Source organism: Proteus sp. G4415 (assembly GCF_963896075.1).
In the GTDB taxonomy this organism is placed as follows: Bacteria; Pseudomonadota; Gammaproteobacteria; order Enterobacterales; family Enterobacteriaceae; genus Proteus; species Proteus mirabilis.
Genome location: NZ_CAWQOK010000040.1, coordinates 37,168 through 62,500 on the forward strand (window position 1 = coordinate 37,168; position 25,333 = coordinate 62,500).

The 25,333-nt window shown below is 40.1% G+C and carries 19 protein-coding genes, 1 rRNA gene, 1 pseudogene and 1 riboswitch (1 of these 22 cut by a window edge); of the genes and pseudogenes, 12 read left to right on the forward strand and 9 right to left on the reverse strand.

All coding sequences use genetic code 11. From position 1 onward, the window contains the following. Positions 1-11 precede the first annotated feature (11 nt). From AACU95_RS03865 to proP, 3 genes and pseudogenes are all read right to left on the reverse strand, one after another. Positions 12-961 (reverse strand): annotated as a pseudogene (locus tag AACU95_RS03865) (glycosyltransferase). A gap of 72 nt (positions 962-1,033) precedes the next feature. After that, positions 1,034-2,464 carry a deoxyribodipyrimidine photo-lyase gene (gene phrB, locus AACU95_RS03870; RefSeq protein ID WP_161737180.1) on the reverse strand — a complete coding sequence of 477 codons (1,431 nt, stop codon included), beginning with the start codon at positions 2,462-2,464 and terminating at the stop codon, positions 1,034-1,036. Positions 2,465-2,474: 10 nt separating this feature from the next. Further along, positions 2,475-3,977 carry a glycine betaine/L-proline transporter ProP gene (proP, locus tag AACU95_RS03875; protein WP_004246398.1) on the reverse strand — a complete coding sequence of 501 codons (1,503 nt, stop codon included), beginning with the start codon at positions 3,975-3,977 and terminating at the stop codon, positions 2,475-2,477. Positions 3,978-4,746: 769 nt separating this feature from the next. On the opposite strand from proP, the gene AACU95_RS03880 reads away from it, so the two are divergent. Beyond that, positions 4,747-5,760 (forward strand): LysR substrate-binding domain-containing protein, encoded by a 1,014-nt coding sequence (locus AACU95_RS03880; RefSeq protein WP_004246397.1) that lies wholly within the window; start codon positions 4,747-4,749, stop codon positions 5,758-5,760. A 75-nt stretch (positions 5,761-5,835) separates the two neighbouring features. On the opposite strand, the gene AACU95_RS03885 is transcribed toward AACU95_RS03880, so the two are convergent. From AACU95_RS03885 to AACU95_RS03895, 3 genes are read right to left on the reverse strand one after another with little or no spacing between them, the layout of a single operon-like run. After that, positions 5,836-7,017, reverse strand: a complete 1,182-nt coding sequence (locus AACU95_RS03885; protein WP_004246396.1) for a M20 metallopeptidase family protein — start codon at positions 7,015-7,017, stop codon at positions 5,836-5,838. Then, entirely contained in the window at positions 7,017-7,466 is a 450-nt protein-coding gene (locus AACU95_RS03890) for a hypothetical protein (RefSeq protein WP_004246394.1), read from the reverse strand. The genes AACU95_RS03885 and AACU95_RS03890 overlap by 1 nt, the downstream gene beginning before the upstream one ends. Further along, on the reverse strand, positions 7,463-8,284 hold the full coding sequence (locus tag AACU95_RS03895) for a DUF3100 domain-containing protein (RefSeq protein ID WP_004246392.1): 822 nt from the start codon (positions 8,282-8,284) through the stop codon (positions 7,463-7,465). The genes AACU95_RS03890 and AACU95_RS03895 overlap by 4 nt, the downstream gene beginning before the upstream one ends. 564 nt (positions 8,285-8,848) lie before the next feature. Here AACU95_RS03895 and poxB point away from each other — a divergent pair. Next, positions 8,849-10,573, forward strand: coding sequence for a ubiquinone-dependent pyruvate dehydrogenase (poxB, locus tag AACU95_RS03900; protein ID WP_004246391.1), 1,725 nt, complete (start codon positions 8,849-8,851; stop codon positions 10,571-10,573). Positions 10,574-10,664: 91 nt separating this feature from the next. Here poxB and argE read toward each other — a convergent pair whose 3' ends face one another. Further along, positions 10,665-11,828, reverse strand: coding sequence for an acetylornithine deacetylase (gene argE / locus AACU95_RS03905; protein ID WP_004249893.1), 1,164 nt, complete (start codon positions 11,826-11,828; stop codon positions 10,665-10,667). Positions 11,829-11,928: 100 nt separating this feature from the next. Here argE and argC point away from each other — a divergent pair, with 100 nt between their 5' ends. The 5 genes from argC (at position 11,929) to oxyR (ending at position 17,625) form a co-directional block, all read left to right on the forward strand. Further along, positions 11,929-12,933 carry an N-acetyl-gamma-glutamyl-phosphate reductase gene (gene argC / locus AACU95_RS03910; RefSeq protein WP_004249701.1) on the forward strand — a complete coding sequence of 335 codons (1,005 nt, stop codon included), beginning with the start codon at positions 11,929-11,931 and terminating at the stop codon, positions 12,931-12,933. A gap of 20 nt (positions 12,934-12,953) precedes the next feature. Then, entirely contained in the window at positions 12,954-13,727 is a 774-nt protein-coding gene (gene argB / locus AACU95_RS03915; RefSeq protein WP_004246388.1) for an acetylglutamate kinase, read from the forward strand. Positions 13,728-13,791: 64 nt separating this feature from the next. Further along, a complete protein-coding gene (locus tag AACU95_RS03920) occupies positions 13,792-15,003 on the forward strand; it encodes an argininosuccinate synthase (protein WP_004246387.1) in 1,212 nt (403 codons plus the stop codon). A gap of 92 nt (positions 15,004-15,095) precedes the next feature. Next, on the forward strand, positions 15,096-16,478 hold the full coding sequence (gene argH / locus AACU95_RS03925) for an argininosuccinate lyase (RefSeq protein ID WP_004246386.1): 1,383 nt from the start codon (positions 15,096-15,098) through the stop codon (positions 16,476-16,478). 229 nt (positions 16,479-16,707) lie between these two features. After that, positions 16,708-17,625 (forward strand): DNA-binding transcriptional regulator OxyR, encoded by a 918-nt coding sequence (gene oxyR, locus AACU95_RS03930; protein WP_004249700.1) that lies wholly within the window; start codon positions 16,708-16,710, stop codon positions 17,623-17,625. Here the strand turns inward: oxyR and sthA are convergent. Beyond that, on the reverse strand, positions 17,617-19,014 hold the full coding sequence (gene sthA / locus AACU95_RS03935; RefSeq protein WP_004246384.1) for a Si-specific NAD(P)(+) transhydrogenase: 1,398 nt from the start codon (positions 19,012-19,014) through the stop codon (positions 17,617-17,619). The two genes, oxyR and sthA, sit on opposite strands and share 9 nt — an antisense overlap. A gap of 200 nt (positions 19,015-19,214) precedes the next feature. On the opposite strand from sthA, the gene fabR reads away from it, so the two are divergent. Both fabR and AACU95_RS03945 read left to right on the forward strand, forming a co-directional pair. Further along, positions 19,215-19,895, forward strand: coding sequence for an HTH-type transcriptional repressor FabR (fabR, locus tag AACU95_RS03940; protein WP_004246383.1), 681 nt, complete (start codon positions 19,215-19,217; stop codon positions 19,893-19,895). After that, complete coding sequence (locus AACU95_RS03945; protein ID WP_004249699.1) at positions 19,895-20,296, forward strand: YijD family membrane protein; 402 nt, start codon at positions 19,895-19,897, stop codon at positions 20,294-20,296. The genes fabR and AACU95_RS03945 overlap by 1 nt, the downstream gene beginning before the upstream one ends. Before the next feature lie 121 nt (positions 20,297-20,417). On the opposite strand, the gene trmA is transcribed toward AACU95_RS03945, so the two are convergent. Continuing rightward, a complete protein-coding gene (gene trmA / locus AACU95_RS03950; protein WP_004249698.1) occupies positions 20,418-21,515 on the reverse strand; it encodes a tRNA (uridine(54)-C5)-methyltransferase TrmA in 1,098 nt (365 codons plus the stop codon). Positions 21,516-21,628: 113 nt separating this feature from the next. Further along, positions 21,629-21,831, forward strand: a riboswitch (cobalamin riboswitch). Positions 21,832-21,900: 69 nt separating this feature from the next. Here trmA and btuB point away from each other — a divergent pair. The 3 genes from btuB to AACU95_RS03965 all read left to right on the forward strand — a co-directional run. Next, the gene (btuB, locus tag AACU95_RS03955; RefSeq protein WP_141191963.1) at positions 21,901-23,760 is read left to right on the forward strand and encodes a TonB-dependent vitamin B12 receptor BtuB; all 1,860 of its coding nucleotides are present in this window, start codon (positions 21,901-21,903) and stop codon (positions 23,758-23,760) included. Then, complete coding sequence (murI, locus tag AACU95_RS03960; RefSeq protein ID WP_004246377.1) at positions 23,705-24,571, forward strand: glutamate racemase; 867 nt, start codon at positions 23,705-23,707, stop codon at positions 24,569-24,571. The genes btuB and murI overlap by 56 nt, the downstream gene beginning before the upstream one ends. 397 nt (positions 24,572-24,968) lie before the next feature. Continuing rightward, positions 24,969-25,333, forward strand: a 16S ribosomal RNA gene (locus tag AACU95_RS03965) (it continues 1,178 nt past the right edge of the window).

The following is a 25,333-nucleotide window of genomic DNA, read 5'->3' on the forward strand; positions in this document are numbered from 1 at the left end:
GCGCTGTTTTTTTATCTTTTTTTCCAACGGTGCCAATAAAGAACGCAATAAACACGGCAAATAAACCAACGTTGATGCCAATTTTGGGCGCCTTTATTAAGGGCTGGAAAAAGGTGATAAGTACTAAATTGCTGTGCAATGATGGCTTGGTTTTTTGTATCACAGCGTTTACGAAAAAGAATAAAGAAACTGCCAAGTTCACGTAGTGCTTGTTGGCGCAACGCGTTGGCTAATAGTGGTTGATGTTGTTTATCTGCAAGCTGCAAGAGTTGTATAACAATTTGCAAATAACTTTGTGCGCGTTTGGCTTCTTTTTGTGGATTAGGTTTACGCGTAATAGAGTTAGGGTTAGCGCAATAGTAATAAAGAGGTTGATCATCAAAGCCGATACGTTGAGTGACTAGTGCAAGTTGTGTCGTCCACAAAATATCTTCATGATAAAGGCCATCAATAAAGCGTAAGTGATGTTTTTTGATTATTTCGTGGCGAATAAATTGTAACCAAACAAAATGTGGCCATTGATGTTGCGTAACGGCATGGATCACCCACTCTTGGCCGCTGATCACTTGTTGATAAGGTTGACGTTGATGGATGGTAGTTTGATGCTTTTGTGGATTATGTACATCATAGCGTTCACCATTGCCTATTAATACATCGATATGTTGTTCGCAGGCTAATTGATGCCAATGTGCCAGTAATTGAGGTTTAATAAAATCATCGCTATCAAAAAAGACTATCCAATCACCTTGAGCATATTTTAAGCCAGTATTTCTCGCGCTAGATAACCCTTGGTTAGTTTGGTGATAAAGGTGAAAACGATTATCTTGTTGGCAATAGAGCATAGCGATGTCAACACTATTATCCGTTGAGCCATCATTATAATGATCACTTCAAAGTCGTGAAAGGTTTGGCAAAGTAGGCTCTCTAATAATCGCGTAATGCGAGATGCCTCATTAAACATAGGAACGATAACAGAAATAATCGGTGTTTTCACAATAGCCCGCCAAGGATTGAGAGATAATATCGCGCTATTTTACCTTTTTTTGGCCTCTTCATAAGACGCAATTGCAGTTACTCGTGCTTTGGCGTGATCAACAATTGGCTGTGGATAATCGAGGTAGTGACCTGTTTTGATTGCCCATTCAGAAGGAGTATGGATATCGCGATCTGGGACATCAGCAAGCTCTGGTAGCCAGTGGCGGATAAACTCACCATCAGGATCAAACTTACGTCCTTGGGTTGTCGGATTAAAAATACGAAAATAAGGCACAGCATCAGTGCCTGTTGATGCTGCCCATTGCCAGCCACCATTATTTGACGCGAAATCACCATCAATTAATTGTGACATAAAATAATTTTCCCCCCAGCGCCAATCAATTAATAGATCTTTGACTAAAAAACTTGCCGTCAGCATACGTAAGCGATTGTGCATCCAGCCGGTTTGATTCAGTTGTCGCATCGCGGCATCAATAATAGGAAAGCCTGTTAAGCCTTGTGTCCAAGCGGTAAATTCAGTTTGGTCATTACGCCAGCGAATATTTTCTGTCCATGGTTGAAAAGCTATCTGTTTGGATAAACTCGGGTTAGCAACTATTAGATGTTGATAAAACTCGCGCCAAACTAACTCATTAAACCAAACAAATGCACTGGAATGGTTATTTTCTAAGAAATCAGGCTCTGTTTGGTAAAGGCGATTGAAACATTGGCGCACAGATACTAGGCCTATGGCAAGATAAGGGGATAATTGACTGGTTCCATCAATAGCAGGAATATCTCGCCATTTTGCATAATGTATCACCCTTTCATAGCAGAACTGTTTTAAACGCTGTAACGCTGCTTGTTCGCTTGCTGGGAACATCTTGGTTGATGATATTGGTAGTGCAAAAAGTGGTGCACTTAACGGTGAAACGGCTTTTTGGTGTGCTCTTATTTCGGGGGCTGGTAATGAAGCATTATCTTGCGACAGAAATAGCCGTAAAAATGCGGTTCTAAAAGGAGTAAAGACTTTGTACATCTCTCCTTGTTGGGTCACAACATTCCCCGGTGGCACAAAAACGTTATCGTGGTAACAATAAACCGTGGTGTTATGGGTAAGTAATTCCATTACTTTTTTATCACGGTTTTGCTCATTAAGCGCATATTGATGATTAAAAAATAGCGCAGTGACCTGATGTTGCTGACAATAATCCACAATACTTTGTGCCGCCTCAGCATATGTATCACTGATGATAAGTGTCAGTGGAATATTTAATTTAGCTAGCGAATGGGAAAGATTAAGCAATGCATCATGAATAAACGCCTGCTGTGATAAAGCCATATGATGGGCTTTCCACTGTGCAGGCGTGACGGTAAAAATGGCATGCACCTGCGCCTGTGTATTTTGGCAAGCATAAAAGAGCGCTTTATTATCGGTCACTCTTAGATCATGACGGAACCAAACTAAATGAACAGGCGCTGAGTGCATGTAACCTCTCTTAATCTAATTTTGGATGTTGATCGATAAGCGCTTGGCGTTTTTTCTGTAATGCTTCAATTTCCGCTTCGATATCTTCAACACGTTGTTCGATATTGTCATAGTGCTCAGATAAAATCTCTTTCGCTTCTGATTTATCTGATGCTGCCGGTGTTGCTCCACGTAATGGTTTGTTGGCTGTTTCAATCATTTTTATACCCGTTATCAAACCGACAACAGCAACTACCATTAGATAATAGGCGGGCATATATAAATTGCCAGTCGCTTCAACTAACCAAGCCGCTGCTGTTGGTGTGGCACCAGCAATTAATACCGAGATATTAAATGCAATAGCTAAGGCACTATAACGAATATGGGTTGGGAAAATAGCCGGTAAAATAGAGGCCATCACCCCAGTAAAACAGTTTAATAAAACCGCAAGAATTAATAATCCTAAGAAAATTAAGCCGATTTCATCACTGTTAATCATCATAAATGCCGGATATGCCAATATAAACAGTCCAACGCTACCCCCGATAACAAAAGGTTTACGACCAATCTTATCACTCAGTAATCCAATCACAGGCTGAACAAATAGCATCCCTATCATAATCGCGATGATGATCAAGACCCCATGATCGGCGGAATAATTTAAGTTATGGGATAAATAACTTGGCATATAGGTTAGCAGCATGTAGTAAGTGACGTTAGTCGCAATCACTAAGCCCACACATACCGTTAAACTTTTCCAATACTTGGAAGCGATTTCTCGTAATGAAACACGTGGCGGATTTTCGATAGATTTACGATCATCGCTGTTCATTTCATCAACATGTTGTTGGAATGCCGGGGTTTCTTCTAAGGCATGACGTAAATATAAGCCAATCAGGCCTAAAGGTAATGCCAAGAAGAATGGAATACGCCATCCCCACTCATGGAATGCAGCTTCACCCATAATAGTTGAGATAAGGACTACAACACCCGCCCCCATAACGAAGCCGGCAATAGAGCCGAAATCTAACCAGCTTCCCATAAAGCCCCGTTTACGGTCTGGTGAATATTCGGCAACGAAAATCGCCGCACCTGAGTACTCACCACCAATTGAGAAACCTTGGGCTAGTTTTGCTAATAACAGTAAGACGGGTGCCCAAATTCCAATGGTGTCATACCCAGGAATAAGACCGATAGCAAAAGTACTTAGTGCCATAATTATGATGGTGACAGATAAGACTTTTTGTCGTCCAAACTTATCCCCCAACATACCAAATACAACCCCACCTAATGGTCTAACAAGGAATGGGACTGAGAATGTCGCAAGTGCTGCGATCATTTGTACGCCAGGTGATGCACCAGGGAAAAACACTTGACCTAATACATAAGCCAAGAAGCCATATACACCAAAATCAAACCACTCCATTGCATTACCTAACGCTGCCGCAGTAATGGCTTTTTTAAGTTTGCTATCATCAATAATGGTTATATCATTGATTCTTAATGGTTTATTTCTTTTTTTCTTCAATTTCATATTAAGTGACCTTTCAATTAAGGTATTAGTAAATTGTTGTTATTCAATTAATAATTAAACGAAATGAAGTGACTATTTTATAGCGAGAAAAGAGAGTGGTAATAATTCACTAAAAAACAGTTTACTTCTACATAGTTAAATAGTGAGGGTGAACTAATAGCTTATGGAACACTTATTAAGTATAGATGAGGTTAAATGAAAGATTAGGGATTTTTTGTCGTTGTTTTGATATAACAAAACGAAGCCTCTAAGTAAAAAATGTGACCTATATCATAGCTGAATATGACTTTTGTGTAAAATCCATGATGTTAATGGTTGTAAATTTGAATTAAGTTAGATGAAGATGGTGATAAAAAGCTAATAGTAAATATTATTATATAACAATGGGTTATGTTTGGTTTTTATTTTTTGATTAGAAATAATATATTGATAGTCAAATTATGCATAATAAATAGTTAATATCTGCTTTAATGTGGATGAAATCATCTATTATTCGTTGTGCTAAAACACAGAAATAAAAACAGTCATTGCTAGATTTGGTGCAGTCACTTTTCTATTCTAGCAAATAGATAAGGTAAGTCAGTGGATAATTAAGTAGATATCACTATTCTTATTAAGAGAGCAAAAAGAGAGGAGATGTCATAATATCCACTAGGCATAAGAGCAGATAATTTGAGTAATGACATTGTAGTATAAATATTAACAATAATTATTTTTATAAAATCAATAATTAACGGCATGCTTGTGCCAATTAACCCAGGTACTCCTCATGAATATTAATCAACTGAAAAGCTTTGTTGAAGTAGTGCGAAATGACTTTAACATTACAAATGCGGCAGAGAAACTCTATACCTCACAACCAACGATTAGTAAGCAACTTAAGATATTAGAAGACGAACTCAGTGTTTCTTTATTCGTCCGTAAAAATAATAATTTATTAGCACTTAGTCCTATGGGGAAAGAGGTCCATAAAATAGCTAGCGATATTCTTGGGCAGGTTGATAAAATTAAAAGTATTGTGGCAGAAGAAGATCGTAATAAAAAAGTAGATTTGCACATTGCCACAACACATACGCAAATACGTTACTCTTTACCCAACGTCATTGATCATTTTCGCCGCTATTACCCTAATATTTCACTCCATTTTCACCAAGGTGCTCCTGCTCAGTTAGCAGAAATGGTAAAAAATGGCGATGTCGATTTTGCGATTGCCACAGAATCGATGCATTTATATGAAGATTTAATTACTTTGCCTTGTTATCGCTGGACTCGCAGTTTATTAGTACCTTATGATCACCCTCTTGCATCATTACCTGATGATCAACAGGTTACCATTGAACAACTTGGCCAATATCCCCTTATTACCTATGTGTTTGGTTTCACTCGAGGCTCTAAACTCGATAAAGTGTTTTATAAAAACCATCTTAAACCTCAAGTGGCATTGACGGCGACAGATACCGAAATTATTAAATATTATGTCAAGCGTCACCTTGGTATTGGTGTGATTGCCACGGTTGCTTATGATGAAATAGAAGATAGCCAAGCATTAAAGTGCATCAATATCGATCACTTAGTACAGCCCAGTTATACACATATATGTCTAAGTAAACACACGCATATGAAAGATTATATGCATGAGTTTATTTCACTCTATGCTCCGCATATTGATAGAAATATTATTCAGATGCCAGAGCAGTGGGAAACCCAGTGGCATAGCAAAGAAGTGTATCAGGGGTTACCTGATCTGATTTCGGTAAATAGCAAAGAGAAAATAATAGAATAAATCTTCAGTTAAGATGAGGGACTAAAAAGCCCGTTTTTGCGGGGGCAAAAAACGGGCTTAGGGCAGAATAAGTAATTATTTGCGAGTTAGCAGATTAACAAAAATTTGTGCACCCACTAATAAACAATCATCATCAACAAAATAAGGATTAGCATGAAGGTAGTTATTGATACCTTTAGCTTGATTACCACTGCCTAAAAAGAACATTGCGCCAACTTTACCTTTAGTGGCATTCACCATATAGCTAAAGTCTTCACTACCCGTCATTGGTTTACCGTTAGATTCGATATTCTCTTCTGGTAAAAATTGGCGAGTGGCTTCTAGTAAACGCTGATAAGCCGTAGGATGGTTAATAACAGCAGGGTAGCCTGTCGCTGTTAATGTTGTTTTAAATCCACCCGCTGTACTGCGCGCTACGATTTCATTAAAGCTTTCTTTTAATACTTTGTCGGTATTTTCATCCATAGAGCGGATAGTACCACGGGCTTGAACGTGATCTGCTAACGCATTAGGAATAGTACCGCCATTGATCATGCCGCAACCAAATACCGCAGGGCTAAAGGGATCAGTTTTTTTGGCAACCACATAATCCATATAATCAATTAAGCGAGTTGCTTCACGAATAGCATCTAAACCTTTATGCGGTGTAGATCCGTGCGCAGAAACACCATAAACATCTAATGTCCATGCTGAGCCGTAAGATGACATGACACCATCATTAAAACGTACACAACCGGTTTCGATAGCTGCATCATTATGTAGTGCGTAAGTTTCATCAACGCCTTCCATGCAACCTAACTCAACCATTTTGTCAGCACCAGGAACACGCATATCCTCTTCTGCCATTTGGAAAATAAAACGCACATTAGCGCTCATTTCTGCTTGGTTTTCAGCAAGGTATTTAGCGGCCGTTAATGCAATGGTCATATGAGTATCGTGACCACAATTATGTGCACAACCTTGATGGATAGAGCTGTGTTCGTTGTTCGTTAAGTCTGGCATTTCTAATCCATCCATATCTGCACGGATGGCAATTAGTGGAAAATCAGCATTAACAATTAAATCGGCAGTAAATCCAGTATAGCCATCAAAGGTTTTAATTTGATAGCCAAAGCTTTCCATCAATTCACGGCAATACTTTGATGTTTTATATTCTTCACCTGATAACTCAGGAATTTTGTGCAGATCTTGTCGTGTTTTTTTACTAAAGTCATTTAATTGAAAGAGTTTTTCGCTGACATTATAAATATTATTCATTAGATAACTCCCTGGATAGTAAATCCAATTTGTGCGACGATTGATGCGCCGAAGAAACAGCAGGTAGAAACAATCATGAAAATAAGGATCACTTTCCATGACATTTTCTTCAGTTCTTCTAATTGGCCACCAACGGATAAACCAGCAAATGCTAATAAAGGTACACAACAAGATAAGAAAGAGACTTTACCAATAGAACTAATAAAAAACTCTCTTACAGGTGTTTCAGGTAAACAAATAAGTATCCCGATAATAGTTGCATAAGCAAATGTTGGTAGAGATGAAGGTAAATATTGTTTAGCAACGAGTGAAATAAAAACCACTACAGACATAGCAATAAAGCTATCCCACATTGCATAAATAGCAATCCCTGATGTTAACGTTTGAGTAAACATTGCCAGTAAAATAGCAACGAATACTAATTTCATATCTATAATTATATTTTTCATGCAGTTTTGCCTCTGGTGAAAACTTTATAAATTTTTTCTGAAAGAGGTAAACCTAAATAGGTTAATGAGAGTGCGCCAAGTGCAGAAGATAATAAGTTAGATGCAGCCGCAACACTTAATACTTGTTGTGCTAAAGCTTCGTCTAAACCGTTAATTAATGCCCCTGATGCAGCACTTAACATTGAACCTGAACCTACGCCGGAGCCTGCTGCTAGAGCAAGTGGGTGTAAGCCTGTTAATGGTGCAAGACTACCTAATACGCTAAACCATAAAGTCCCGATAACAGAACCACATAAGTAAATAGCTAATACACCAATATATTCTTGTGAGCCAGTCCCAAATCTACCTTGAATAACGGCGATAGAAGGTTCTCGACTAATAGATGAACATGCACCAATTGCACGGCGACCAAAACCAAATTTAATGGCTAATGGTACGGCAATTAATACTGGTAATAAGTTTCCTAGCTCTTGAACAAATAAAGGAATACCGACACTTAAAATCATTTTTATATTTGGGACGATCATGCCAGCATATTGCGTACCTAAAATAAGTAGGCTGAAACCTACCATTTTACCGCAGAAGCCTTCTTCTTTTTCTGTAAATAATTTACCCCAAACTTTAATTTTTTTGCGGGTAAATCCAGCCGACATAAACATACCAATAATAACTGCAAATAACATTGGTAGAATAGGAATGACTGCAATACCAATCTTAATTTCTTTTTTACCAATCACATATTGTGAAATAAAAATTAAGAAAAGGACTGCCAGAATACTAATAAAGAAAACCTTTATCGGACTTCTACTTTTGTCCATCCGTTAATCTCCGTAGAAAAATAAACAGGCTTTATTCTAGAGGACAAAAAGCAAAAGGTAGCGTGACCAATGTCATGTTTAGTTCATACCTCTTTTTCATGGGACATGAAATAAAATAATAGTAATAAATTTATTAACAATTTGAGTTAACTGAAATTATTGAGGAAAGACAGAGAGTAAGGCTGAAATGTGTCAGCTATATTGTTAAATAAAATGATAGTAGAAAAAGAGCAATTAAAAATTAGTTTAATTATTAAAATAATCCTATAAGTTTATTTTGTCTAGCACTTGATGATTTTAATACAATATAAATGAGATAGATTCTTATTTAATGCGAAATGAGTCATAAAAGCGATAAGTGCGTTTATCAATAGTATTATTTTTTATAGTTAATTTCCTTTATTAATTGACCTATCTACCGTGACAATCAATCAAGAGATGTTATTCTTAATATTTGATTTAATAACACGGTATTCTCTATATGATGTGGTAAAAGAGTCGGTTGTTATATCTGGGGCAGCATGTAGAGAGATTACCCACTAAAATAAAAAGGAAATGCGTCACATGAGTAAGCAAACAGTTGCAACCTATATTGCTAAAGTGCTCCATAATGCAGGTGTGAAACGTATTTGGGGGGTGACGGGCGATTCATTGAATGGATTAAGTGATAGCTTGCGCAAAATGGGTACCATTGAATGGATGGGCACACGCCATGAAGAAGTCGCGGCTTTTGCCGCCGGAGCAGAAGCGGCTATCAATGGTGAATTAGCCGTTTGTGCTGGCTCCTGTGGACCAGGTAACTTACACTTAATTAATGGACTTTTTGATTGTCATCGTAATCATGTTCCCGTATTAGCGATTGCCGCTCATATTCCCTCTGCTGAAATTGGTAGTAATTACTTTCAAGAAACTCATCCTCAAGAGTTGTTTCGTGAATGTAGTCACTATTGTGAATTAGTCTCTAATCCCGATCAGATCCCACAAATTCTGGCTATCGCTATGCGCACCGCTATTTTGAAAAAGGGTGTTGCGGTGGTGGTATTACCCGGTGATGTAGCGTTAAAACCCGCTCCAGAAGATGCCCATGAAAATTGGTATCCACTACAATCACCACTGATTATGCCGAATCGTTTTGAAATCGAAAAACTGTCTGAGGCACTGAATAACGCTAAAAATATCACCTTAATGTGTGGTGCCGGTTGTGCTCAAGCACATGATGAAGTGGTGAAACTAGCACAAACCTTAAAAGCCCCTGTTGTGCATGCACTACGTGGTAAAGAGTATCTTGAGTGGAATAATCCATGTAGCGTGGGAATGACGGGTCTTATCGGTTTTTCATCGGGTTATCACGCAATGGAGAATGCCGATACTTTAGTACTGTTAGGTACTCAATTCCCTTATCGCGCTTTCTATCCTGCCAAAGCTAATATTATTCAAATTGACCTTAATCCAAGTAGTATTGGCTCACATTGCCATGTGGATATGGCTTTTGTTGGGGATGTCAAAGCAACCCTTAATGCATTACAACCGCGATTAAAAGAGAAAACAGATACCGCACATCTTGATGCCTCGTTAAAACATTATGCTAAAGCACGCAAAGATTTAGATGCATTGGCTCAACCTAGTGAGCGTGAGTTGATCCACCCTCAGTATTTAGCACGTCGATTAAGTGAATTAGCCAACGATGATGCGGTATTTACCTGTGATGTTGGCACGCCAACAGTTTGGGCAGCACGTTACGTGAAAATGAATGGTAAACGTCGTTTAATTGGTTCATTTAACCATGGCTCAATGGCGAATGCGATGGCGCAAGCTATTGGTATTCAAGCACTGGACAGAAAACGTCAAGTTGTGGCGATGTGCGGTGACGGTGGTTTTACCATGTTAATGGGTGATTTCATCTCATTGGCTCAAATGAACTTACCGGTGAAAGTGGTGATTTTTAATAACAGCGTATTAGGTTTTGTGGCGATGGAAATGAAAGCGGGGGGCTATTTGACTGATGGCACCGATTTACATAATCCTGATTTTGCCGCTATTGCCAATGCGGCGGGAATTAAAGGTATTCGCGTTGAGAAAGGCGAAGATCTTGATGAAGCATTAAAAACAGCCTTTGAACATGATGGCCCTGTTATTGTGGATGTGGTAACCGCAAAACAAGAGCTTTCCATGCCTCCGGAAATTAAATTTGAGCAGGCCAAAGGTTTTAGCTTGTATATGATGAAAGCGATTATTAATGGTCGTGGCGATGAAATAGTGCAATTAGCGAAAACCAACTGGTTGCGCTAATCATTAAACGCATAATCGTTATATTGCGAGTTGCAGGGGCTAATCGCCTACCTGCAACTTGCATTTCAACATAAGTCGATAGGATTTTTTATTATTTCGCTTTCTCTGCTAAACAAAAGTTTTCAATTAATTGCCCCATTAATTCACGAGTTGGCTCAATAAAAGCCATATCAATAAACTCATCAGGCTGGTGGGCTTGTTCAATGGAGCCAGGACCAAGCACTAGCGTAGGGCATAGCGCTTGAATAAAAGGTGCTTCGGTACAGTAATTAACAGTTTGCGCTTTCTCACCCAGTAGTTTTTCAATCACGGCAACCATTTTATGATCGGTCGGACACTCGTAGCCGGGAATAGGCTCGTGCAATGCTTCGACACTTAAACGTCCCGGCCAGCGCGCTTTTACCGGGGCTAATGTTTCGTGCAGCAGATCATCAAGATCTTGCAGCGTTAATCCCGGTAATGGGCGAATATCCATATGTAATTCACAGCAAGCACAAATTCTATTAGCAGCATCACCACCGTTAATATAACCAAAGTTCATGGTGGGATAGGGAATAACAAACGCCGGATTGTTATAACGGGTTTTTAATCTATCGCGCAGTGTACTGAGATGGGTGATAGATTCATGCATTAACTCAATAGCGTTGACACCTTTTTCCGGATCACTAGAGTGACCGGATTGCCCAGTAATACGGATAGCATTAGATAAATGCCCTTTGTGAGCACGTATTGGTTGTAATGAGGTGGGTTCGCCAATAATAGCAAAATCAGGACGAATAGCGGTATTAGCGGCAAAATAACGTGCACCAGCCATCGACGTTTCTTCATCTGCTGTAGCAAGAATATACAGAGGATGTGTGAGTTGAGAGGTATCTATATCTCGCAATGCATCAATAATAAAGGCAAAAAAGCCTTTCATATCTGCCGTACCTAAACCATATAACTTGCCTTCTTTTTCCGTTAGGGTAAAGGGATCTTGAGTCCAACGCCCTTCATCAAATGGCACCGTATCCGTATGTCCACAGAGTAATAACCCGCCGGTTCCACTGCCAAGGGTAGCAAGTAGGTTAAATTTCCCTCTGGTTTCAGGTACTGGTTGTATTTCAATTGAAAAACCGAGTGTTTCCAACCAATTAGCCAACAGATTAATCAGTGCCTCGTTACTTTGGTCTGTCTTAGCATCTGTTGCACTAATTGAGGGTGTTGCAATTAATTGTCGATAAAGCTCAATAAATGTAGGTAATTTAATATTCACTGTTGACAGCCTTTCTTCATAATAGTATCAATATTCATGCACTTTTTTTGAATAAAAATACATTAATCGGTTTGTGTTCATAGTACAAGGTAAGAATGACATGTTAAATACTCTGATTGTAGGAGCAAGTGGTTACACCGGTGCTGAATTAGCAGCCTATCTTCAGCAGCATCCCCATGTGAATTTGAGCAGACTGATGGTATCCGCTCAAAGTATAGATGCAGGGAAGTGCTTTTCTGAGCTTTACCCACAATATCGTGGCTTAGTTGATTTGCCACTTGAGCCTATGGTCGATGTTGCTAATGCCGCTGAAAATATCGATATCGTTTTTTTAGCCACCGCACATGAAGTCAGTCATGACATTGCCCCTATTTTTCTCGCTCAGGGGTGTGTGGTGTTCGATTTATCCGGCGCCTACCGAGTACAAAATAAGCATTTCTACCAACAATACTATGGATTCGAGCATAAGAATACTGATTGGTTATCACAGGCGGTTTATGGTCTTGCCGAATGGAACGCTGATCAGATTAGTCAGGCTCAACTCATTGCTGTGCCGGGTTGTTATCCCACCGTTTCTCAGCTGTCGTTAAAGCCATTAGTTGAAGCGGGATTATTAGACAGCACTCACTGGCCTGTTATCAATGCCACCAGCGGTGTAAGTGGCGCAGGCAGAAAAGCGTCTTTAACAAACAGCTTTTGTGAAGTGAGTTTACAACCTTACGGTGTTTTTACGCATCGTCACCAACCGGAAATTGCTACTCACCTTGGCATTGATGTCATTTTTACTCCTCATCTTGGTAATTTTGCTAGGGGGATCTTAGCCACTATCACCTGTAAGTTAAAACAAGGTGTCACAGAAAATGAGGTAAGGCAGGCATTTGAAACAGCGTATCAAGACCAACCGTTGGTGCGTATGTATGACAAAGGTCTACCTGCATTAAAAGCCGTTGTCGGTACCGCCTTTTGTGATATCGGGTTAGCACAACAAGGTGAGCATTTAATTATTGTCGGTGCGGAAGATAACTTATTAAAAGGGGCCGCAGCACAAGCGGTGCAATGTATGAACATTCGGTTCGGTTTTGCACCAACCGAAACACTTATCTAAATAATGAGTAGGGACGTTTTATGGAACCATTAATTATCAAACTAGGCGGTGTACTGCTAGATAACGAAAAAGCGTTAACACGTTTTTTTACAGCACTACAAGAATATCGCACTAGTCATAGCCGTCCATTAGTGATTGTTCATGGTGGTGGCTGTTTGGTTGATTCTCTGATGAAAAAGCTGCAATTGCCCGTTGTTAAAAAACAAGGCCTACGAGTTACCCCCGCCGATCAAATTGACATTATTACTGGCGCGTTGGCAGGAAGTGCCAATAAAACATTGCTGTCATGGGCCACACGCTTTGGTTTAAATGGTGTCGGACTTTGTTTGGGCGATGGCCAATTAGCCAAAGTAACAAAAATTAGTGATGAGCTAGGTCATGTAGGAAATGCTGAACCTGGCTCTCCTGAGTTATTAAATCTATTACTGAATGCAGGGTATCTCCCGATTATTAGTTCTATAGGTGTGAGTATCCAAGGTGAACTGATGAATGTTAATGCTGACCAAGCGGCAACAGCGATTGCTGAAACCTTAGGAGCAGATTTGGTGTTGCTCTCAGATGTAAGTGGCATTTTGGATGGTAAAGGACAAAAACTCACAGAAATATCTGCCACAAAAGCGCAAGCATTAATCGACCAAGGCATTATCACCGACGGCATGATTGTTAAAGTTAATGCTGCGTTAGAAGCGGCAAAAACGCTTAGACGTCCTGTTGAAATAGCCAGTTGGCGTCACGCGGAAAAACTGACTGATTTATTTAATGGTATGGCGATCGGGACACGTATTTTAGCTTAAACACAACCACATAACGCTTTGTATATTGGCGAAATAAACACAATTGAGAATAAAGGTTATCACTATGACGAAAGGTATTAAAAAAATTGTACTGGCATATTCAGGTGGTCTAGACACATCGGCTATCATCCCTTGGTTAAAAGAGCATTATGACAATTGCGAGGTGGTTGCGTTTGTTGCTGATGTGGGACAAAGTCGTGAAGATCTGGAAGGTGTAGAGCAAAAAGCATTGGCGTCAGGGGCCAGTGAATGCTATGTGGTTGATTTACGAGAAGAGTTTATTAAAGACTATGTGTATCCAGTATTAAAAACAGGGGCATTATATGAAGGGAGCTATTTGTTAGGCACTTCAATGGCACGCCCTGTGATTGCGAAAGCACAAGTTGAATTGGCATTAAAACTCGGGGCTGATGCCTTGGCGCATGGCGCAACAGGTAAAGGTAATGACCAAGTTCGTTTTGAAAGTACTTATACCGCACTGGCACCGCAACTTAAAGTGGTTGCACCTTGGAGAGAGTGGGACTTGCGCTCCCGTGAAGCCCTACTGGATTATCTAAAAGTTCGTCATATTCCAACCACGGCGACACTTGAGAAAATTTATAGTCGTGATGAAAACGCATGGCATATCTCAACAGAAGGCGGAGTGTTAGAAAGTCCATGGAATGCCTCTAATGAAGATTGCTGGGCATGGACGGTAGATCCGAAAAAAGCCCCTGATACACCTGAACAGGTTTCTGTAACGGTAAAAGCAGGTGAAGTGGTTGCTATCAATGGCAAAGCTCAATCCCCTTATGAGTGTTTAGCTACATTAAATACGCTAGGTGTAAAACACGGTATTGGTCGTATTGATATTGTGGAAAATCGTCTGGTCGGTATGAAATCTCGCGGTTGCTATGAAACCCCAGGAGGCACCATTATGATGGCGGCACTGCGTGGTGTTGAGCAACTGGTTTTGGATAGAGATGCTTTTAAATGGCGTCAACAGTTGGGTTTAGAGATGTCTTATGTTGTTTATGACGGTCGTTGGTTTACGCCAATTCGGGCTTCATTACAAGCTGCTGCTGACTCGCTGGCAACAGAGGTAAATGGCGAAGTGGTGTTAGAGCTTTATAAAGGCCATGTGAATGCTATTCAGAAAAAATCTGACAACAGCCTCTACTCGGAAGAGTTCGCCACCTTTGGTGAAGATGAAGTCTATGATCACAGCCATGCAGAAGGGTTTATCCGCCTATACTCTTTGCCATCACGTATTCGGGCATTAAGTAAAAAGAAATAAGGTGAGACCAATAAGAGTGATGTGACAAAAGGCATCACTCTATACATTTTTATCAAGCATGACTTTTAACAAAGACAAAATAGGATGTGATTATGGCACTTTGGGGTGGACGTTTTAGTCAGCAAGCTGATCAACGGTTTAAACAATTCAATGATTCACTGCGGTTTGACTATCGACTCGCACAACAAGATATCTTTGGTTCAGTAGCTTGGTCTAAAGCGTTAGTCACAGTAGGTGTCTTATCGCAGGATGAACAAGCTCAACTTGAACAGGCACTTTATGAACTGTCTGAGGAAGTAACAGCTAATCCCCATTCTATTTTACAAAGTGATGCGGAAGATATTCATAGTTGGGTAGAGAGCAAACTGATTGCCAAAGTGGGTGATTTAGGTAAGAAGTTGCACACTGGACGTAGCCGTAATGATCAGGTCGCGACAGATTTAAAATTGTGGTGTAAAGAAGAAGTCGCCCACTTACGTCAGGCTATTATTGAATTACAAAAGGCGTTAGTGGTAACCGCTGAGCAAAATCAACATGCTGTGATGCCCGGTTATACTCATTTACAACGTGCTCAACCCGTCACTTTTGCGCATTGGTGTTTAGCTTATAAAGAGATGTTAGCAAGAGATGAGAGCCGTTTAGCGGATGCATTAACGCGTTTAGATGTAAGTCCACTGGGTAGTGGCGCTTTGGCGGGTACCGCTTATGATATTGATCGTGAACAATTAGCTCAATGGTTGGGTTTTGCCAGTGCAACAAACAATAGTTTAGATAGCGTATCAGATAGAGATCATGTGTTAGAGCTATTATCTGCGGCCGCTATTGGTATGGTGCATCTTTCTCGTTTTGCTGAAGATTTGATTTTCTTTAATAGTGGGGAAGCAGGTTTTATTGAGCTTTCAGATAAAGTCACTTCTGGCTCTTCATTAATGCCACAGAAGAAAAATCCTGATGCATTAGAACTTATTCGTGGTAAGTGCGGGCGTGTACAAGGGGCATTAACCGCAATGATGATGACCCTAAAAGGGTTGCCTCTTGCTTATAATAAAGATATGCAAGAAGACAAAGAAGGGCTGTTTGATGCCGTTGATACTTGGTCTGATTGTTTGCATATGGCAACATTAGTGCTTGATGGGTTGCAGGTTCGCCGTCCTCGTTGTGAAGAGGCCGCAAAACAAGGTTATGCCAATGCGACAGAGCTTGCTGATTATTTAGTCGCAAAAGGGGTGCCATTTCGCCAAGCTCACCATATTGTCGGTGAAGTTGTTGTTAGTGCAATTGAGCAAGGTAAAGCGCTTGAAGAGTTGGCGCTATCTGAATTACAGAAGTTTAGTAGCAAAATTACCGTTGAAGTTTACGAGATCCTTTCATTGCAATCTTGTTTAGATAAACGATTAGCAAAAGGTGGAGTATCTCAACAGCAGGTTTCTTATGCCATTACTGAGGCCAAAAAACAGCTTAATATGGATGAGTAGTTTGATCCCATTGTATAACTGACAGATTATTCAAAAAAAGCGGGGTGGTTCATGCCCTGCTTTTTTATGGACGCTTACCGATAATAATAGTTTAATCAATTGATATATCACCATTTATTGATAAAAGATGAAAAAATCACGTTACAATAACGCACGATTGATAGAAAAATTTATCAGTTGTTATATTATCTATAGCTATTAACTATCAGTAATAAGTATGGGATCTGCAATGAATATCCGTGATTTGGAATATCTGGTGGCTCTAGCTGAGCATAAACATTTTCGCCGTGCGGCAGATTCTTGCCATGTGAGCCAGCCAACATTAAGTGGCCAAATTCGTAAACTTGAGGACGAATTAGGCGTTATGTTACTTGAAAGAACCAGTCGCAAAGTACTGTTTACCCAGCAGGGATTATTGCTAGTAGAGCAAGCGAAAACGGTATTACGTGAAGTGAAAGTGCTACAAGAAATGGCATCACTACAAGGTGAGAGTATGGCAGGGCCGTTACATATTGGGCTTATTCCTACTGTTGGACCTTATTTATTACCGCATATTATTCCCGAATTACATAGAAACTACCCTAAGTTAGAGATGTATCTTCACGAAGCACAAACCAATAGCTTATTAGCTCAGTTAGATAGCGGTAAACTCGACTGTGCTATTTTAGCCATGGTAAAAGAGAGTGCCCCTTTTATAGAAGTGCCTTTGTTTGAAGAGCCGATGAAATTAGCTATTTATGATGAGCATCCATGGCATGATCGCAAATCAGTGCCGATGGGGGACTTAGCAGGCCAACGTTTATTAATGTTAGAAGATGGGCATTGCTTACGTGATCAAGCTTTAGGTTTTTGTTTCCAAGCAGGGGCTAAAGAAGATACCCATTTTAGAGCAACTAGTTTAGAAACATTGCGTAATATGGTCGCTGCAGGAAGTGGTATTACACTTTTACCTGATTTAGCGGTACCTCAAGCACAAAAACGCGATGGTGTTTGCTATTTAGATTGTACTTCACCTAATCCATCACGTTCTATTATTTTGGCTTATCGCCCCGGATCGCCTTTGCGTAATCGTTATGAACAATTAGCAGAGACAATCCGTGATCATATGACCGCATTTTATGAGGCTAAGAAAGCAGCATCAAAATAAGCGATTTAAACCATTTAAAGCAGCAACGCGATAGGCTTCCGCCATGGTTGGGTAGTTGAAGGTGGTATTAACGAAGTATTCGATAGTATTGCCTTCTCCTTTTTGCTCCATAATTGCTTGGCCGATATGAATTATTTCAGCAGCGCGCTCGCCAAAGCAGTGAATACCTAAAATTTGCTTGGTTTCACGGTGAAAAAGAATTTTTAAGCTACCGACATTCATACCTGCAATTTGGGCCCTAGCAAGATGCTTAAATTGTGAACGACCGACCTCATAGGGGATCTTCATTGCGGTGAGTTGCTGTTCCGTTTTACCCACAGAGCTGATTTCTGGAATGGTATAGATACCCGTTGGAATATCTTCAATTAAATGCGTTTCCGAGGTGCCTGTGGTAAGCGCAAGTGCCGCAATGCGCCCTTGATCATAAGCCGCAGAGGCTAAGCTTGGATAGCCAATCACATCACCCACTGCATAGATATGTTCACAACTGGTTTGATAATGCGCATTAACTGCCACTTGTCCACGGCTATCGGTTTTGATCCCAACATTTTCTAAACCAAGCGTATCGGTATTACCCGTTCTACCATTAGCATAAAGCAGACAATCGGCTTTGACTTTCTTACCGGATTTTAGATGAACAATAACGCCATCATCAACGCCTTCGATGGTGTCGTACTCTTCATTGTGTCGAATAACAATACCGTTATTCCAAAAATGGTAAGAGAGTGCATCTGACATTTCTTGATCAAGGAATGACAGTAGATGATCACGAGTATTAATTAAATCAACTTTTACTCTTAGACCTCTGAAAATAGAAGCGTATTCACAACCAATGACCCCAGCACCATAAATAATGACATGGCGAGGTTCATGCTCAAGGTCGAGTATGGTATCGCTGTTATAAATACGAGAGTGTGAGAAATCAACATCCGGTGGGCAATAAGGGCGAGAGCCTGTGGCAATAATAAAATTATCTGCACTGAGAATATCACAAGTACCATCAGGATAACGTACGCTAATTCTATGATCATCAATAAAAGCAGCTTCGCCTGAATACATCGTACAATGATTACGCTCGTAGAAGCCTTGACGCATTTTAGTCTGTTGACTGATTACCGTGCTGGCTTGGCGTAGTATTTGAGAAAAAGAGGAGTTGATCAGGCGAGATTGGTCGCTATAGAGCGGGTTTTGATTAAACTCGATAATACGACTGACCGCGTGGCGTAGAGCTTTTGAAGGGATAGTTCCCCAGTGAGTACAACCACCACCGACTTGATCATAACGTTCAATGACGGCGACGCGTTTTCCTTGTTTAACCAGCCCCATGGCCGCGCCTTCACCACCAGGACCTGAACCGATTACAATTGCATCGAAATGAGAATGTTGCATAGGAAGAGACCTGTTTTATACAAAACGACAACGACATATTAACATTAGAATGAATAATAGCCCAATTGACATTAGGGGCATTAGTCACACTTTATTTAGTTTTTTATCTGAATGTGTCGTTATGGATAACGGTACGTACTTATTTTCTGTAAAAATTTGATATATTGGTTATAAACCACATTTGGATTATCAGGATTGCTGTGAGTAATAATATTGGCATCAGAGCGAAACAAAAAGAAAAAACCCGCCGTTCTTTGATTGAAGCAGCTTTTAGCCAACTCAGTGCAGAACGTAGTTTTACTAGCCTAAGCTTACGAGAAGTGGCGCGAGAAGCGGGTATTGCACCTACCTCATTTTATCGTCATTTTAAAGATGTTGATGAGTTGGGGTTAACTATGGTCGATGAAAGTGGACTGATGCTACGTCAATTGATGCGACAAGCACGACAGCGTATCGCTAAAGGTGGAAGTGTGATCCGTACATCGGTTTCTACCTTTATGGAATTTATTGGTAATAATCCGAATGCTTTTCGATTATTGTTACGTGAACGCTCTGGCACATCTGCTGAATTTCGTGCCGCTGTCGCACGAGAGATCCAACATTTTATTGCAGAACTGGCAGACTATCTTGAGCAAGAAAGTAATATGCCACGTTATTTTACTGAAATGCAGGCTGAAGCGATGGTGACTATCGTATTTAGTGCAGGGGCAGAAGCATTAGATATTGATATTGAAAAACGCCAACAATTAGAAGAAAGATTAGTAATACAACTACGGATGATTGCCAAAGGCGCTTACTATTGGTATCGACGTGATTTAGAAACACCTCTACAAAATAACCCCGAAATAAAGAAAAAAATGCATCAGAAAGGAGATAAATGATGGAACAAAATCGCTGTGAAAAAAGCACACTATTACTTTCCGTAGTTATCGGTGTTGCTTTACATGGTAGTTACTCAACTTTATTTAACCCACTTACTGGACCTTGGTCTATTTTTCCACTGATTAGTTTAGTTCTAGCTGTTTACTGCTTATACCAACGTTATTTAAATCAACCAATGACTGATGGTATGCCTAAGTTAATTTTCTCATTCTTTTTATTAGGGCTATTTGGTTACAATGCTTATTTAAAAACCTCTAACCCTGAAATGGGCTCTAACTTCTTCTCTTCTGTATGTATTGTGATTATTGCTCTATGGATTTATCGTCAAATTAAACAGCGTAAACGTCTACGTGAACAGGAAGAAGACGCTGAGAAAGCATCGCAAGCAGAGCAATATTAATTGTTATCAGCTTTTGGTTGTAAACACAGCGAGATTTTGACACCAGTAAGTGCACTTACTGGTGTTTTGTTTTTATTGGGGTTTTGGTGGTAATTTCTGCTATAACTTCTAAAACTAAAAGTTATCTTTTCTCCAATAACACACCACATTCCATATGATGGGTGTAAGGGAATTGGTCAAAAAGTGCTAACTTGCTGATTTTGTGAGTTTTGATCAGCGTTTCTAAATTCTGGCACAGAGTCTGCGGATTACAAGAGATATATAAAATGCGCGAGTAATTCTTAACCAACTCAACAGTTTTCTCATCCAAACCACTGCGTGGTGGGTCAACAAAAATAGTTTCACATTGGTAATCTTGTAGATTAATCCCTTCTAAGCGTTTAAATTCCCTTACGCCATTCATTGCTTGAGTAAAATCTTCCGCTGACATACGAATAATTTTAACATTATCAATATGGTTCATCGCGATATTATATTGCGCTGCATGCACTGAAGGCTTCGCTATCTCAGTGGCCAGCACTCGCTTAAAATTACGTGCAAGGGCGAGAGAGAAATTGCCGTTACCACAATAAAGCTCTAACAGATCACCGGTTGAGTTTTCAGTGACTGATAGTGCCCATTCCAACATCTTAATATTGACCTGTGCATTAGGTTGGGTAAAGCTATTTTCTACTTGACGATAGATCATCTGTTGACCAGCAACAGGTAATACTTCATCGACAAAATCATTATCGAGCATAATTTTAGTTTTATATGCACGGCCAATTAATTGCACATCAAACCCCTGAGCAATTAATGTTTGGCGTAATGCTGTCGCTTCTTGTTGCCAAGTCTCATCAATTTTTTTGTGATATAACAACGATACAATGATTTTATTGCTTAAGGTTGAAAGATAATCAATTTGAAATAATTTATGGCGCAGTGTTGGTTTATCTTTTATTTCTGCCAATAAAGCTACCATCATCTGATTAATCAGTTGACTCGCCACTGGAAATTGGTCAACGCGGATACGCTGCTTAGTCTCTTGATCAAACATAATATGATACAGAGCGTCCTGCTCATGCCAGATGCGAAATTCTGCACGCATACGATAATGTTGTTCTGGTGATGAAAAAACTTCCACATTAGGCGCATTAAAAGGAGCCATCATCTTTTGTAGGCGTTCGGTCTTTTCATTCAGTTGAGACTGGTATGTTTGCGTTGGTAATGAATTTTGCATGGTATCTCGCCTTGTTTTTGGCAGTAATAAAGTTAAGCGAGCGAAATTGTAGAGATCCTCATGAAGATGTCCAGTATTCTTCATGTTCAATTTCTGGACTCAGTGAAGTTGGCATCGTAGCATAGCGATTCGGTCTCCGATATGGAGTGAAAAGGGAATCTGGTGCAAAGCCAGAACTGACGCGCAGCGGTAATAGGATCAAGGATAATAAAAGACACTGCAATGCACCAAAATCAGTGCTGTGGGAAGTCATTATCTTAAATGCTCAGAGTATTTAACCTAGAGTCCGAAGACCTGCCGAACATTTGTCGCATGTAAAATTAAGTACGCGTTTTATTTAATTTTGGCGGCATCCTGCTACTTATTTCTGTTGGATGCAGATTTCATGAATAATAAAAAAGTATTTTTTCTTTCAAGTGTTGCTTTAAGTGTTATGACGAGCAGTTTCAACCTATTTGCACAGGCTGATAATACATTGAGTGTGACTGCTAATCGTTTTCAACAACCTACCTCCTCTATTTTAGCGCCAGTGACTATTGTTGATCGTGAACAGATCGATCGCTGGCAGAGCAATAGTGTGCTTGATGTATTGCGTAGAATGCCAGGGATTGATGTAGCACAAAGTGGTGGTATAGGGCAACAAAGCTCAATATTTGTGAGAGGTACAAATTCAAACCATGTTCTTATTTTAGTAGACGGTGTACGTTTAAATCAGGCGAATGTTTCAGGAAGTTCTGATATTAGCCAAATTCCCCTTTCTCTTGTTCAGCGGATTGAATATATAAGAGGGCCTCGCTCTTCGGTTTATGGATCTGATGCAATTGGTGGGGTAATTAATATTCTAACTGAAAGAGAAAACGAAGGTGGCACTCTCAATGCCACAATGGGTTCTCATGGTTATCAAGAATATGATGGCTCTGTAAAACAAAAAATCGGTGATAAAACAACACTAACGGTGGCAGGTAGTTATCTCTATACCAAAGGCTATGATGTAGAAGCGAGAGGTAATACAGGAGGGCATCCTCAACCTGATCGTGATGGTTTTATGAATAAGTCACTATGGTTAGGCGTTAATCACGATATAAATGATAACGTTTCTGTATATGCACGGGCTTATGGTTTTGATAATCGTATGGCTTATGATGCTGAGCCAGATTATAACGATAATACCATTATTACTGATACTCGTGCACTATTTAGCCGCACTTATGATGGTGGTGTGAAGTTTCATCGTGATAACTACTCTTCTTATTTGAATACCAGTTATAACTACACCAAAGATTATGATTACGATCCACATCAAGGTCGTTATGGTAAAGGTAGCCGGTTTACCAACTCCGAACAATATAATGTTCAGTGGGGTAATCACCTTTTATTAGGAAATGGCAGTATTGGGGGGGGTATTGATTGGCAGCGTCAATCAATTAAAGCGGGCTCTAATGGATTCCCTAATAAAGAACATTTCGATAATACGGGTTTATATCTAACAGGGCAGCAAAAGTTAGGCGATGTTATTGCTGAAGCATCAGTACGCTCGGATAAGCATTCTGAATATGGTTGGCATACGACTTGGCAATCGAATTTAGCATGGGAATTTGTGGCAGGTTATCGCGTGATTGGTGGTTATGGTACTGCGTATAAGGCACCAACACTGATGCAACTCTATAGTACATGGGGAAGCAACCCAAATTTACAGCCAGAAGAAAGTAAACAATGGGAGGGAGGCTTTGAAGGGATAACAGGGCCTTTAGAGTGGCGTTTGACTGCATATAGAAATAATATTACTAATTTGATTGAAGCCGATGATAAGCAAGGATGGAAAAATTATAATATTGGCAAAGCGTTAATTAAAGGTGTTGAATTTACTGGAGAAATGGATACTTGGATTTTCCATCATACCTTTAATTTACAATATATAGATACTAGAAATAAAGGAACACACCAACGTCTTGATCGTCGGGCTCGTCAACAGTTGAAATATCAACTTGATTGGCAAGTTGAGAAACTCGATATAGGAGTTACTTACCAATATATTGGTCAGCGTACAGATAAAGATTATGGCACAAATAAGAATGTTTTTTTAGGTGGGGTAAGTCTTTGGGATTTAACTGCGTCATATCCTATTACATCTCATCTCTCAATTCGTGGTAGAATAGCCAACCTGTTTGATAAAGATTATGAGACAGCTTATGGCTATCGCACGCCAGGACGTGAATATTTCCTCACCGGAAGCTACAACTTCTGATGCACAATCTACCGCTAATCCCACTGTCTTAGTTTTTGACTCAGGGGTTGGCGGTTTATCTATTTATCGAGAGATCCGTGAAAAACTGCCGGATGCTCACTATATCTATGTTTTCGATAATGAAGCATTTCCTTATGGTGAGAAACCTCAAGAGTTTATTATTGAGCGTGTCGTTCGTATCGTCAGTGCTGTCGCGCAACAGCATGAGTTAGCAGCGATTGTGATCGCTTGTAATACCGCAAGTACAGTAAGTCTGCCTGCTTTACGTGCTAAATTTACTGATATCCCCATTGTTGGTGTTGTTCCTGCGATTAAACCTGCAGCAAAACTTACCTGTAATGGTGTGGTCGGTCTATTAGCCACAAGAGCAACGGTTAAGCGACCTTATACTCATGAACTTATCGAACGCTTTGCGACAGAGTGTAAAGTGCATCTATTAGGTTCAGCAGAGCTGGTGGAGTTGGCTGAAAAAAAACTGCATGGCGAAAAGGTGTCATGCGATGAGCTACGTAGAATTTTAGCCCCTTGGCTTAAAATGAAAGAGCCACCAGATACGGTAGTATTAGGGTGTACCCATTTTCCTCTATTAGAAGAAGAGTTACTTTCTGTTTTGCCTGATGGTACTCGAATTATTGATTCTGGTGGTGCAATTGCAAGAAGAACTGCGTGGTTAGTTGTAAATCAAGATAAAATCAGAGGTTCAAAAGAAATTAGTTTTGCTTACTGTCTTAAAGAAGATGAGTATAGTGAATTATTAAAACCGGTTTTAGCCGATTTTGGCTTTAAAACGCTCAGAAAATTGGCGCTTTAAGTTAAATTTGTTGGAAAATTAAACGGTCGGTAAAAAAATCAAAAAAAAGTGTTGCCAGCTTCACAAAACTCCCTATAATGCGCCCTCGTTGTCACGGCACAGGGCGCTAAGCGAACCGGCTGAGAGAACAAAATAAAAAGTGAAAAGCCTGATAAATTAGCGCTTGACACTGAATGAGGAAGATGTAGAATGCACCTCCTCGCAACAACGCAGAAGACCGGAAACGGCAGCGATAGTTGCACTGCTCTTTAACAAATTATCAGACAATCTGTGTGGGCACTCGCAGAGACGATATCTTCTAAAAAATTAGATGTATCAAGTCTTGAAGAGTGACTAACAAGTTAATTCATATAATGAATAAGCTAAGTTTTCGATTTCTTTGAGCATCAAACACTTTTAATTGAAGAGTTTGATCATGGCTCAGATTGAACGCTGGCGGCAGGCCTAACACATGCAAGTCGAGCGGTAACAGGAGAAAGCTTGCTTTCTTGCTGACGAGCGGCGGACGGGTGAGTAATGTATGGGGATCTGCCCGATAGAGGGGGATAACTACTGGAAACGGTGGCTAATACCGCATAATGTCTACGGACCAAAGCAGGGGCTCTTCGGACCTTGCACTATCGGATGAACCCATATGGGATTAGCTAGTAGGTGGGGTAAAGGCTCACCTAGGCGACGATCTCTAGCTGGTCTGAGAGGATGATCAGCCACACTGGGACTGAGACACGGCCCAGACTCCTACGGGAGGCAGCAGTGGGGAAT

Bases quoted from the DNA above. Each gene is read 5' to 3' on its own strand.
- phrB (WP_161737180.1), bottom strand. From the start codon at position 2,464: ATGCACTCAGCGCCTGTTCATTTAGTTTGGTTCCGTCATGATCTAAGA.
- proP (WP_004246398.1), bottom strand. From the start codon at position 3,977: ATGAAATTGAAGAAAAAAAGAAATAAACCATTAAGAATCAATGATATA.
- AACU95_RS03880 (WP_004246397.1), top strand. From the start codon at position 4,747: ATGAATATTAATCAACTGAAAAGCTTTGTTGAAGTAGTGCGAAATGAC.
- AACU95_RS03885 (WP_004246396.1), bottom strand. From the start codon at position 7,017: ATGAATAATATTTATAATGTCAGCGAAAAACTCTTTCAATTAAATGAC.
- AACU95_RS03890 (WP_004246394.1), bottom strand. From the start codon at position 7,466: ATGAAAAATATAATTATAGATATGAAATTAGTATTCGTTGCTATTTTA.
- AACU95_RS03895 (WP_004246392.1), bottom strand. From the start codon at position 8,284: ATGGACAAAAGTAGAAGTCCGATAAAGGTTTTCTTTATTAGTATTCTG.
- poxB (WP_004246391.1), top strand. From the start codon at position 8,849: ATGAGTAAGCAAACAGTTGCAACCTATATTGCTAAAGTGCTCCATAAT.
- argC (WP_004249701.1), top strand. From the start codon at position 11,929: ATGTTAAATACTCTGATTGTAGGAGCAAGTGGTTACACCGGTGCTGAA.
- argB (WP_004246388.1), top strand. From the start codon at position 12,954: ATGGAACCATTAATTATCAAACTAGGCGGTGTACTGCTAGATAACGAA.
- AACU95_RS03920 (WP_004246387.1), top strand. From the start codon at position 13,792: ATGACGAAAGGTATTAAAAAAATTGTACTGGCATATTCAGGTGGTCTA.
- argH (WP_004246386.1), top strand. From the start codon at position 15,096: ATGGCACTTTGGGGTGGACGTTTTAGTCAGCAAGCTGATCAACGGTTT.
- oxyR (WP_004249700.1), top strand. From the start codon at position 16,708: ATGAATATCCGTGATTTGGAATATCTGGTGGCTCTAGCTGAGCATAAA.
- sthA (WP_004246384.1), bottom strand. From the start codon at position 19,014: ATGCAACATTCTCATTTCGATGCAATTGTAATCGGTTCAGGTCCTGGT.
- AACU95_RS03945 (WP_004249699.1), top strand. From the start codon at position 19,895: ATGGAACAAAATCGCTGTGAAAAAAGCACACTATTACTTTCCGTAGTT.
- trmA (WP_004249698.1), bottom strand. From the start codon at position 21,515: ATGCAAAATTCATTACCAACGCAAACATACCAGTCTCAACTGAATGAA.
- btuB (WP_141191963.1), top strand. From the start codon at position 21,901: ATGAATAATAAAAAAGTATTTTTTCTTTCAAGTGTTGCTTTAAGTGTT.
- murI (WP_004246377.1), top strand. From the start codon at position 23,705: ATGGCTATCGCACGCCAGGACGTGAATATTTCCTCACCGGAAGCTACA.